9 protein-coding genes are annotated in these 11,798 nt (G+C 66.6%); 8 read left to right on the top strand and 1 reads right to left on the bottom strand.

The genetic code is table 11. From position 1 onward, the window contains the following. The first annotated feature begins 50 nt into the window (after nucleotides 1–50). Genes B3446_RS26930 through B3446_RS26920 form a run of 3 tightly spaced genes read left to right on the top strand, consistent with a single transcriptional unit; the run spans nucleotide 51 to nucleotide 4,541 of the window. Entirely contained in the window at nucleotides 51–590 is a 540-nt protein-coding gene (locus tag B3446_RS26930; RefSeq protein WP_291387082.1) for an AAA family ATPase, read from the top strand. 37 nt (nucleotides 591–627) lie between these two features. Then, nucleotides 628–2,274, top strand: a complete 1,647-nt coding sequence (locus tag B3446_RS26925; protein ID WP_291387080.1) for a VRR-NUC domain-containing protein — start codon at nucleotides 628–630, stop codon at nucleotides 2,272–2,274. Further along, nucleotides 2,271–4,541: an ATP-dependent DNA helicase gene (locus B3446_RS26920; RefSeq protein ID WP_291387078.1), complete on the top strand. Its 2,271-nt coding sequence runs from the start codon at nucleotides 2,271–2,273 to the stop codon at nucleotides 4,539–4,541. Before B3446_RS26925 ends, B3446_RS26920 begins: the two co-directional genes overlap by 4 nt. Before the next feature lie 12 nt (nucleotides 4,542–4,553). Here the strand turns inward: B3446_RS26920 and B3446_RS26915 are convergent, their stop codons facing one another. Beyond that, nucleotides 4,554–5,021, bottom strand: coding sequence for a group III truncated hemoglobin (locus B3446_RS26915; protein ID WP_291387077.1), 468 nt, complete (start codon nucleotides 5,019–5,021; stop codon nucleotides 4,554–4,556). Between the two features lie 301 nt (nucleotides 5,022–5,322). Here B3446_RS26915 and B3446_RS26910 point away from each other — a divergent pair, with 301 nt between their 5' ends. The 5 genes from B3446_RS26910 to B3446_RS26890 all read left to right on the top strand — a co-directional run. Further along, nucleotides 5,323–6,801, top strand: a complete 1,479-nt coding sequence (locus tag B3446_RS26910) for an enterochelin esterase domain-containing protein (protein WP_291387075.1) — start codon at nucleotides 5,323–5,325, stop codon at nucleotides 6,799–6,801. 205 nt (nucleotides 6,802–7,006) lie between these two features. Then, a complete protein-coding gene (locus tag B3446_RS26905) occupies nucleotides 7,007–8,473 on the top strand; it encodes an amidase (protein WP_291387073.1) in 1,467 nt (488 codons plus the stop codon). 307 nt (nucleotides 8,474–8,780) lie between these two features. Beyond that, the gene (locus B3446_RS26900; protein ID WP_291387071.1) at nucleotides 8,781–10,400 is read left to right on the top strand and encodes a methyl-accepting chemotaxis protein; all 1,620 of its coding nucleotides are present in this window, start codon (nucleotides 8,781–8,783) and stop codon (nucleotides 10,398–10,400) included. A gap of 8 nt (nucleotides 10,401–10,408) precedes the next feature. Beyond that, nucleotides 10,409–10,951 (top strand): chemotaxis protein CheW, encoded by a 543-nt coding sequence (locus B3446_RS26895; RefSeq protein ID WP_291387069.1) that lies wholly within the window; start codon nucleotides 10,409–10,411, stop codon nucleotides 10,949–10,951. Then, a partial coding sequence (locus B3446_RS26890) for a CheR family methyltransferase (RefSeq protein ID WP_291387067.1) occupies nucleotides 10,948–11,798 on the top strand: 851 nt, incomplete at its 3' end. The genes B3446_RS26895 and B3446_RS26890, both read left to right, overlap by 4 nt.

Below are 11,798 nucleotides of genomic sequence, written 5' to 3'. Positions count from 1 at the left end.
GGCGGGTTTGTCGTTTCCGCCTCCTGGTTTTCTGCTGACAGGAGCTTTCCATGCCTTCCCCTGAAACCGTCCACACCGCTGCCGAACCCATGCTGCATTTCCTGTGCGGCAAGATCGGCGCGGGCAAATCCACGCTGGCTGCCCGATTGGCGGCGCAGCCCCGGACCCTGCTGCTCAGCGAAGACCGCTGGCTGGCGGCGCTGTATCCGGGCGAAATCGTGGACGTGGCGGACTATGGGCGCTGCGCCAGCCGCCTGCGCAATGCCATGGGCAGCCACGTCGTCGCGCTGGTGGCGGCCGGGATTTCTGTGGTGCTGGATTTTCCGGCCAACACGCGCCGCAGCCGCGAGTGGCTGCGCGACGTGGCCCATGAGGCGGGGTGCACCCACACGCTGCATTATCTGGACGTGCCCGACGCAGTCTGCAAGGCCCGGCTGCGCGCGCGCAATGCGTCCGGCGAACACCCCTTTACCACCAGCGACGACGAATACGACGCCATCACGGCGTATTTCGTGGAGCCCGAAGAAGAAGAGGGGCTGACCATCGTCAGGCACGCGTCGACAGAATCCGGGCCGGCCGGCCTGCTATGATTACTGGATAAATAAACAGTCCGCCCGGCCGCCGCCGATGTTGCCCCCGCACCGTTACTACTATCTGCATAATTTCCAGCGCGCGCTGGCGTGGGTCTCGGACCGCTACGCCGACCTGCTGGACGAAGACGATTGCCGCTTTCTGGCGGACTTCGCGGCGTTGCCGCAGGCGTCGCAGGCATTGATGGTGCGCATGCTGATGCGGCGCGGGCCGTGGTTTCGGGCCAGCCGGCTGGTGTACGAAGAGATCCCGGCCGTCGAAGAGGCGGCCGCGGCGCTGGAAGCGCTAGGGTGGCTGGACACGCGGGCGCCGATGTCGCTGGATGAACTGTTTGCACTATTGACCAAGCCGGAACTGTGCCGCGTGTTCGCATCGCAGGCGGCAGCCAGGCCGGGCCTGCGCAAGGCCGACATGCTGGAGACGCTGCGGGCGGACATGCCCGACGCCCGGCCGTTCTGCGGCTGGGCGCCCGATTCCTTGGAAGCCGTCTGGCGCGTGATGGCGGCGGACCGCTGCGAACGGCTGCGTCTCATGTTTTTCGGCAATCTGCATCAGGATTGGTCGGAGTTCGTGCTGGCAGACCTGGGCGTATTTCAATACGAGACCGTGCCGTTCGATGCGGCCTCGCGGGCGTTTCAGACGCGGGCGGACGTGGACTGTTATCTCGCGTTGCATGCGTGCCGGCGTGCGCTGGACGACGGCGCGGCCGTGGACGACCTGCTGCGGGCGGCAGAGGAGTGTGTCAGCGGCAACGCCTGGCTGGAAAAGCGTCGCGCCAAGGTGTTGCTGCGCATCGGGCAAGCCTGCGAGCGCGCGCAGAATTGGGAAGCCGCCCAGCGCGTCTACGCGGCCTGCGGCTATCCCGGCGCGCGGCATCGGCGCATCCGGGTGTATGAACGGATGCAGCGGTTTGAAGACGCGATGGCGCTGGCCATGACGGCGGCAAACGCGCCCGAGAGCGAAGAGGAAAGCCAACGCGTGGCGCGCATGATGCCGCGGCTGCGTCGCGGGGTGGGGCAGGGCGCGGCGGCGCGTGCGGCAGCGCCCATCCTGCCGCGCACGGAGCTGGCGCTGGTCCGCCCGGCGCATCCATCCTCGGTCGAATACGTGACGCGCGATCACCTGCATCACGACGACGCGCCGGTGCATTACGTCGAGAACGCGCTGATCAATTCATTGTTCGGTCTGCTGTGCTGGCCGGCCGTGTTTGCGCCGTTGCCGGGCGCGTTCTTTCATCCGTTCCAGCGGGGGCCCGCCGACCTGGAAGCGCCGGATTTCCACGCGCGGCGGCAGGCGCACTTCGCGGCCTGTCTGGCGCAGCTGGATACGCCCGGCTATCGCGACGTCATTCTGCAGCGGTACGCCGACAAGGCCGGCCTGCAGTCGCCATTCGTGTTCTGGGGCGCCTTGTCCGAAACTTTGCTGGCGCAGGCGCTGGACTGCTTGCCTGCAGCGCATCTGAAGCTCTTCTTTACGCGCCTGCTGCGCGACGTGAAGGGCAACCGCACCGGTCTGCCGGATCTGGTGCGGTTTTGGCCTGCAGAGCGCCGTTATGAACTGATCGAGGTGAAAGGCCCGGGCGACAAGCTGCAGGACAACCAGATCCGCTGGCTCCAGTACTGCGTGGCGCACGGCATGCCGGTGCGGGTGTGCCACGTGAGCTGGTTGCAGGAGGCCGCATGAGTTACGCGGTGGCGGTGCGGGCGTTGTGCGAGTTCACGGCGCGGGCCGGTGATCTGGACTTGCGCTTCACGCCCGCGCCCAGCGGCCTGGAAGGCATGGCGGGGCACGCGGCAGTGACAGGGCGGCGCGGGCCGGACTACGAAACCGAAGTGTCTTTGTCGGGCGTGTTTGGCGATCTGCTGGTGCGTGGCCGGGCTGACGGCTACGACCCGGCGGCCAATCAGCTTGAAGAGATCAAAACCTACCGCGGGCAGTTCGACAGCGTGCGCGAGAATCACCGCGTGGTGCATTGGGCGCAGGCGAAGGTGTACGGCCATCTGCTGTGCCAGGCGCGCGGCCTGGCGAACGTGCGGGTGGCGCTGGTGTACTACAACGTCGCGACCGAGGAAGAAACCGTGCTGGTGGAATCGCACGAGGCTGCGGATCTGGCTGCATTCTTTCAGTTGCAATGCGAGCGGTTTCTGGCCTGGGCCAAGACGGAACTGGCGCACCGCCAGGCGCGCGACGCGGCGCTTGAGACGCTGGCGTTTCCGCATGGCGAGTTTCGTGCGGGCCAGCGCGATCTGGCGGTGGCCGTCTACCGCACCGCGCGCGATGGCCGCTGCCTGATGGCACAGGCGCCCACGGGCATCGGCAAGACGCTGGGCACGATCTTTCCGCTGCTCAAGGCCAGTCCGGGTACGGGCCTGGACAAGGTGTTCTTTTTGGCGGCCAAAGGATCGGGCCGCGGGTTGGCGGTCGAGGCGCTGGAAACCATCAATGCGCAGGCCGCCAAGCCAGGCTTGCGGATTCTGGATCTGCAAGCGCGCGATAAAAGCTGCGTGCATCCGGATCTGGCCTGCCACGGCGATTCCTGCCCGCTGGCGCGCGGCTTCTACGACCGTCTGCCGCAGGCCCGCGCCGCGGCGGTTGAACACACGCGGCTGGACGCGCCTACCGTGCGCGCAATCGCGCTGGAACACGAGGTGTGTCCGTATTACCTTTCGCAGGAGCTGATCCGCTGGAGCGACGTGGTGGTGGGCGACTACAACTATTACTACGACGCCACGGCCATGCTGCACGCGCTGACGCAGGCGCATCAGTGGAAGGTGGCCGTGCTGGTCGACGAGGCCCACAACCTGGTCGACCGCGCGCGCCGCATGTACACGGGCGAGCTCGATCAGAACCGGCTGACCGCCGCGCGGTATGCGGCGCCCAAGGCGCTTAAAAAGCCGCTGGACGGGCTGCACCGGTCGTGGAATGCGCTGAACAAGAAGCAGACGGAACGCTATCAGGCGTACGACGCGGTGCCGGCCGGCGTGTTGACGGCAGCGCAGAAGGCAGTGGCGGCCATCACCGAGTTCATCGGCCAGACGCCGCTGGCGCAGGATGATCCCTTGCTGGGGTTCTATTTCGAGGCGCTGCATTTCATGCGGCTGGCGGAACAGTTCGGCTCGCATGCACTGTTTGACGTGACGCTGGGCGAGGCGGGCGTCAGCAGCGCCAAGACGCCGCCGTCGACACTGTGTGTGCGCAATGTGATTCCCGCGCCGTATCTGGCGGCGCGCTACGCGACGGCGCATGCGACGGTGCTGTTTTCCGGCACGCTCAGTCCGCAGCAGTTCTATCGGGACACGCTGGGCCTGCCCAAGGACACACCCTGGATCGACGTCGCGGCGCCGTTTCAGGCGGGGCAGCTGGCCGTGCGCGTGGTGGGCAACGTGTCCACGCGCTTTCGCGATCGCGAGCGTTCGCTGGCGCCCATCGCGGACCTGATTGCGCGCCAGTACGACGAACGGCCGGGCAATTACCTGGGCTTTCTGAGCAGCTTTGACTATCTGAAGCGCGTGACGGACCTGATGCGGGAGCGCCATCCGCAGGTGCCGATCTGGCTGCAGACGCCCGGCATGGACGAGCCGGGGCGTGCGGCCTTTCTGGCGCGGTTTACCGAAACGGGGCAGGGTGTGGGTTTCGCGGTGCTGGGCGGCGCGTTCTCGGAAGGTGTGGACCTGCCGGGCAAGCGGCTGATCGGCGCGTTCATCGCCACGCTGGGGCTGCCGCAGGTCAACCCCGTGAACGAAAACATGAAGCGCGCCATGGACATGCGCTATGGCGAAGAGAACGGCTACGACTACACGTACCTGTACCCGGGCATGCAGAAGGTGGTGCAGGCGGCTGGCCGCGTCATCCGGACCGAACACGATGAGGGCACCGTGCACCTCATCGATGACCGCTATCGGCGCGCCAAGGTGCGCGGGCTGTTGCCGGGGTGGTGGCGGGTGGACTGACCGCGCGGGCCGCTAGGCGGGGCGCGCTTCGGGATGTGGTTCGGGATGCGCCGGCGAGCGCAGTTCGGTCAAGGGCTGGTTGGGATCGCGCGACAACTGATAGCCGTACCAGAGGCTGCGCGCCATGCGCTTGGCCATTTCCTGCGCGGCATCGGCCAGGGCGCGATTCGGCAAGGCGTCGGTGGTCTCGCCAAAGAGGACCAGCCAGCGTTCGAAGAGCTCGGCCTTCAGGTTGGGCATGGCCGCGTGCTTGGGCATGGGCATGCCGGTGAACCGCCGCGTGCCCAGGATCACGGCTGACCAGAAGTCCGAGAGCGTGGCCAGGTGTTCATCCCAGTCGTGGACCATGCCGTTGAAGATGGGCCCGAGCGCTTCGTCGGCGCGCGCCTTGGCGTAGAAGGTGTGGACCAGGTCCTGGATTTCGGCTTCGGTGCAGATGTCGGTGGTGGCGGTATCGGTGGCGATGTCGTGCGTGGTCAAGATGGTCTCCGGGCGGGGGGCAGGAGGCGATCTTAGGGCGAGGGTGGAAGCGTGCGGGTTGATATGGCTCAAGCGGCGCGGCGTAATTTATTCGGACGCGTGCTCGGACGGGACAGAAATCCGTTTTCGGCAATAATGATATCCATTCTTATTAAGGCGGATGGATATGCAACAGATGAACGGGCGGCGCGATGGCCTGACTTCGACGGTATTGGCCGTTGCGTTGAAAGCGGCATTAACGGCTGCGCTAGCTGCGACAGCGCCGGGCGTGGCGGTTGCACAGTCAGCGCAAGGCGCGGTCATGCCGCAGGCCCATGCCGACAAGCCGCTCCCCATGCAAAAGGGTGAATTCGTGGCGGGCACATGGTCGGCGGATAGCGGCGTGACGCTGGATCTGCTGGACCCGCAAGGGCGCCATGTCCGCCGCCTGAGCGACCGCGAAAAGCCGGCCGGCGTGCTGATGCTGGTAGGGCCGGCCGATGGCGTCTATACCGTACGGGCGCAGGGGCAGGGTACGTATGAATGGTCCGTGACCGAACGCCTGCCGCTGGCCGAACAGCATGCGCCGGCGCCCACACTGGACAGCGCGCGCCTGGCCGCGCTGGCCCAGACGTTGTCGCAGGGCGGCACGACGGCCACGTTCTGGGAAGAGATGAAGCGGCAGGGCACGCCGCTGATCGAGCCGGCAAACGCCACGCACGACCGCGTGACCTTCCTGTGGCAGGGCGCGGAACGTAACGTGCGCCTGTTCGGCGGTCCGTCAACGGACCACGCGCAGCTGTCGCGGCTAGGCGATTCCGACGTCTGGTACGTGAGCTTCCTGGTGCCCAAGACGGCGCGCCTGTCGTACCGGCTGGCGCCGGATGTGCCGGAACTGCCGGGGACCGGCATGGCGCGGCGGCGCGCGATCCTCGCCACGGCGCAGGCCGACCCCAACAATCCCAAGGTCTATCCCGAACGCGGCATCGACGCGTTCCAGACCTATTCGGTGATGGAACTGGCGGACGCGCCGCCGCAGCCGTGGGTCGCGCCGCGCGCGGGCGTGCCCGCCGGCAGTGTCGAGGCGCTGGAACTGCGTAGCGACATCCTGGGCAATACGCGCACAATTCATCTGTACCGGCCGGCGGGCTGGAAGCCCGACGGCCCGGACAACCACGTGCTGGTGCTGTTTGACGCGGGGGCCTATCTGGGACGCGTGCCTACGCCCACCATCCTGGACAACATGATCGCGGCCGGCGTCATTCCCCCGACTGCGGCCCTGCTGATCGACAACCCCACCGCAGACTCGCGCGGCCGCGAGCTGCCGCCCAATCCGGATTTCGCCGATTTCCTGGCGCGCGAGCTGATGCCGTGGGCGCGCAAGCAGGGCATCGCGGCGCCGGCGGCGCGCACGGTGATCGGCGGGTCGAGCTATGGCGGCCTTGCCTCCTCGTACGCGGCGCTGCGCCATCCCGAGGTCTTCGGCAATGTGCTGAGCCAGTCCGGGTCTTACTGGTGGTCGCCGCCCGGCGAGGAAGACCAATGGCTGACGCGGCAGTTCGTGGCAGTGCGCACGCTGCCAGTGCGGTTCTTCCTGGGCGCGGGCCTGTTTGAATCGGGGCGCGGCGGCCAGCCCGGCATTCTGGAGACCAACCGCCATCTGCGCGACGTGCTGCGAGCCAAGGGTTATCTCGTGACCCATCGCGAGGTGGCGGGTGGCCACGATTATCTGAGCTGGCGCGGGACCTTGTCGGACGGGTTGCTGGAGTTGATCGGCAAGAACGGTCTGGCGCGGCAGTAGACGGGGCGCCGGGCGGCACGGCATGCTGCCGGTGTCCTGCCGGTGTCCTGCCGGTGTCCGCGGCGCGCGGAAGCCTTCGCTTCCTGCGCGCGGGGCCGCTGATTTGCGTAGTATTGTCGCGATGCGCGCGGCCGGCCGCCGCGCTGCGCCCAATGACAATACGCGCCCGGCGGATCCGCGGCGCGCGCCAAGGAGACGAACGCCCATGCCTAGCCCCGCCCCGCTCAATGACATCGTGGCCATGCCCGCGCACGCGCTGTCGGATGCCATCCGCAGCCGCCGGGTGTCCTGCCGTGAAGTGATGCAGGCGTACCTGGCGCATATCGACCGGGTCAATCCCAAGCTGAATGCCATCGTCGCGCGCCGCGACAGCGACGAGCTGCTGCGCGAGGCCGATGCGCGGGATGTGCAATTGGCCGCGGGGCAGTGGCAGGGATGGCTGCATGGCATTCCGCAGGCGCCCAAGGACCTGACCGCCGTGCGCGGCATGGTCACCTCGATGGGGTCGCTGGTCTATAAGGACGTGGTGACGGCGCACGATTCGATTCTGGTCGAGCGCATGCGCGCCGCCGGCGCAATCTTCATCGGCCGCAGCAATGTGCCGGAATTCGGCCTGGGCTCGCATACCTACAACAAGGTCTATGGCGCCACGGGCAATCCGTATGACGCCACCAAGACAGCCGGCGGCAGCAGCGGCGGCGCGGCGGCGGCGCTGGCGGCGCGCATGCTGCCCGTAGCCGATGGCAGCGACTTCGGGGGCTCGCTCCGCAATCCCGCGGCGTTCTGCAATGTGTACGGCATGCGCCCGTCGGCCGGTCGTGTGCCGTCTGGTCCGTCGCCCGAAATCTTCCTCAAGCAGCTTTCCTACGAAGGCCCCATGGGGCGCACGCCGCGGGACGTAGCGTTGCTGCTGTCGGTGATCGCCGGTCATGACAAGCGCGCGCCGCTCTCGCTGACGGACGATCCGGCGCAGTACGCGCAGCCGCTGGACGCGGACTTGTCCGGCAAGCGCGTGGGTTGGCTGGGCGACTGGAACGGCTACCTGGCGATGGAACCCGGCATCCTGACGCTTTGCGAAGCAGCCTTGAAGGACCTGGCGACCGCCGGCTGCCAGGTCGATGCGTACCAGGTGCCTTTTGCGGGCGACCGGCTGTGGCGTATCTGGCTAGCGCACCGCCACCTGATGGTGGGCGGGCAGTTCCATGCCCTGGTCAACAATCCCGAGACGCGCAAGCTGGTCAAGCCCGCGCTGATCTGGGAGGTCGAAGGACTGGAAGGCTTGACCGCCCGCCAGATCTATCAGGCAACCGAGGAACGCAGCGCGTGGTATCAGACCGTGCTGCGCATGTTTGACGACGTCGACTTCCTGGCGGTGCCGTCGGCGCAGGTGTTTCCGTTCGACGTGAGCCTGGATTGGCCCAAGGAGATCGCAGGCCGCCAGATGGATACTTATCACCGCTGGATGGAGACTGTGACGCCGTGGACGCTGGCCGGTTGCCCGGTCATCAGTGTGCCGGTGGGCTTTAGCGCCGCAGGGCTGCCGATGGGAATGCAGTTGATCGGCCCGCCGCGCGGCGACCTTGCTGTGCTGCAACTGGCCCATGCGTACGAAAAGGCGCGCGATTGGGTGCAGGATCGGCCGCCGGTTGCGCTGTGGGAGCCTGCGGGCTGACCGCGCGCCGAGTTTTGGGCAACTGGCCCGTGACCGGCCGGCCTATGAAACGCCGCCGATCTATCGACGGCGTACCCCTGCTAACAAGGTCCGCTTGATTTTATGTAATAGAACTTTGCATTTTCCCGACAAGCTCGCCATGTTTTGCGTTTTCCTGCGTTTTTCATGGCTGTGATGCGGCACCTTTGTAATAATTGTCGAAATTTCCCACATTCCCGTAAGAATGCGCTGGCTGCCGGCGGGGAAATCACCCAGGGGCGTCCCGGCAGGGCGTCGACGAGTCGATACAGTACAAAGGTCTCCCGGTATGAAGAATGTGACGCTCCGCCAAAGAATCATGGCCAGTTTTCTGGCCATTCTTGCCATCATGACGTTGATGGTGGTGGTGGACTACCGGCGGCTTCTCCATGTCGAAGCGGAAGCCCAGATGATCAACGCCGACGCCGTGCCGGGTATCTACTACAGCACGTCGATCCGGGCAGCATGGTTCGCCGGTTTCGTGGTCGTGCAGGACGCCTTCAACGCGCCGACCGATGCCGAGCGCCGGGCCGCGCTGGAAGCGCTGCCGCGCAACGACCAGCAGCTTGACGAGCACATCGACTTCTACCGGCGCACCATCGCCCGGCAGGACGACCAACAGATGTTTGACGACTTCCAGAAGGAATTGCTGGAGTACAAGCGCATCCGCGCCGATATCCTGACGCCGGCCATGCTGGCGGATTCGGCGCGGGCGCAGGCGCGGATCCTGACCGAGTTGCGGCCGTCGTTCTACCGGGGGCGCGACATCCTGGCCAAGATGGTGATCGAAAACAAGAAGCAGGCGGATGATGCCGCGGTGAGCATTCAGCAATCCGTGGAATCGGCCGAGACCGGAATGCTGGTGTCCCTGCTGATGGCGATTGCTGCGTCCATCGTGTGCGGCTACCTGCTGATGCGCGCCATTGCCAACCCCATGCACGACATCGTGAAGACGCTGGAAGCGACGGGCTCGGGCGACCTGACCCGGCGGTTGAAGCTGGCGCGCAACGACGAATTCAACGCCATCGAGACCGGCTTCAACGGCATGGTCGACGAGTTGACCGGCCTGGTCGGCCGGACGCAGCGCTCGGCCGTGCAGGTGGCCACGTCGGTAACGGAAATTGCCGCGACGTCAAAGCAGCAGCAGGCCACCGCGTCGGAAGTCGCCGCCACCACCACCGAAATCGGCGCGACGTCGCGCGAGATCTCGGCGACCTCCCGCGAACTGGTGCGCACCATGACCGAAGTATCCAGCGCGGCTGAGCAGACCGCGACGCTGGCCGGCAGCGGGCAGGTGGGCTTGGCGCGCATGGAAGACACGATGCGCAACGTGGTGGGCGCGGCGGGCTCGGTCAATGCCAAGCTGGCGGTGCTGAATGAAAAGGCTGGCAATATCACGCAGGTCGTGACGACCATCACGAAGGTGGCGGACCAGACCAACCTCTTGTCGCTGAATGCGGCGATCGAGGCCGAGAAGGCGGGCGAGTACGGCCGCGGCTTCGTGGTGGTGGCCACCGAGATCCGCCGCCTTGCCGACCAGACCGCGGTGGCGACCTACGACATCGAACAGATGGTGCGCGAGATCCAGTCGTCGGTGTCAGCCGGCGTGATGGGGATGGACAAGTTTTCCGAGGAAGTGCGCCGCGGCATGGCCGACATGCAGCAGGTGGGCGACCAGCTCTCGCAGATCATCCAGCAGGTGCAGACGCTGGCGCCGCGGGTGCAGATGGTCAACGAAGGCATGCAGGCGCAGGCCACTGGGGCCGAGCAGATCAACCAGGCCCTGCAGCAGCTCAGCGACGCGGCCCAGCAGACGGTGGAGTCGCTGCGGCAGTCCAGCCTTGCGATCGAAGAGCTGACACTGGTGGCCAACGACCTGCGCAGCGGCGTGTCGCGCTTCAAGGTGTGATCGCGTCCATGACTGCTCCTGCCGTCCGCGCCCGCGCCGCCGCGAGCCACGCCGGCTCCGCGCGCCGGCTGTACCTGCTTTTCAGAATTGGCGCGGATCGGTATGCGCTGGACGCCGGGGATATTGCCGAAGTGCTGGGGCTGCGCGTCTTCAAGCAGGTGCCGGGCGCACCGCATTGGGTGGCCGGCATGATGGAACGCCGCGGCGTTGCCGTGCCGGTCCTCGACATGAGCGCGCTGGCCGGCGCGGGCACGTCCGCCGCCGTCACCAGCACGCGCGTGGCGCTGGTGCGCTACCGGCCGGATCACACTGACGCCGAGCGGCTGCTTGGGCTGATATTGGAACAGGCCACCGAAACCGTCCACTACGACCCGTCGGGGTTTCAGCCGCATGCGCTGGACAATGCCGAGGCGCGCTATCTCGGTCCGGTTTTGAGCGACGCACAAGGCATGGTGCAGGCCGTTTCGGTCAATGATCTGCTGCCCGCCTACGTGCGGGCGCTGCTGTTTCCGTCTGACGGCAACGCGTCGGCAGCCGAGGCGCAGCCATGAGCCTGGTCGAGGAATTCAGCGGGCTGCTCAAGCGCCGCATGGGACTGGACAGCGGCTCCATCGGCCAGGCGGCCGTCGAGCGCGCGGTGCGGCACCGCATGCACGCGGCTGGGGTGGACGATGAGCAGGACTATCTGATGCGCGTGCAGGCCTGGCCTGACGAGATGCAGCAGTTGATCGAAGCCGTGATCGTGCCCGAGACCTGGTTCTTCCGGTATCCGGAATCGCAGGATGCGATGGCGGCGCTGGCACGCGAGCGGTTGTTCGCGCCTGGCTGTGAAGGGCGCACGTTGCGGGTGCTGAGCGTGCCGTGTTCCAGCGGCGAAGAGCCGTATTCGATTGCCATGGCGCTGCTGGACGCGGGCGTTCCGCCGCACCGGTTCCATGTGGATGCCTTGGACATCAGCGTGCGCATGGTGGAATTCGCCCAGCGCGCCGTGTACGGCCGCAATTCGTTTCGCGGAGGCGATCTGGCTTTCCGCGATCGCCATTTTTCCGAGGTGCCCGACGGCCATCAACTGGCTGCGCGCGTGCGCGGGCAGGTCCGATTTCAGCCGGGCAACCTGTTTGATCCGAACCTGTTGGCGGGCGCTGCGCCGTATGACTTCGTGTTCTGCCGTAACCTGTTGATCTATTTCGACTTGGCGACGCAGGAAAGGGCGGTGCAGGTGCTGCGCCGGTTTGCGCGCGATGACGGCGTGCTGTTCGTGGGACCGGCCGAGACCAGTCTTTTGACCGGCCGCCGCCTGCCTGCCGTGCCGCTCGCGCGTTCGTTTGCATTTCGCGCCAAGCCTGCGCCCGCGCCGGCAGAGACGCCGGCTGCTGCGCGCGCGCCGCTGTCCGGCCA

The sequence above is a fragment of the Achromobacter sp. UBA5777 genome, assembly GCF_002418565.1.
Taxonomy (GTDB): Bacteria; Pseudomonadota; Gammaproteobacteria; order Burkholderiales; family Burkholderiaceae_B; genus Achromobacter; species Achromobacter animicus.
This window is presented reverse-complemented; position numbering and strand designations above follow the sequence as displayed.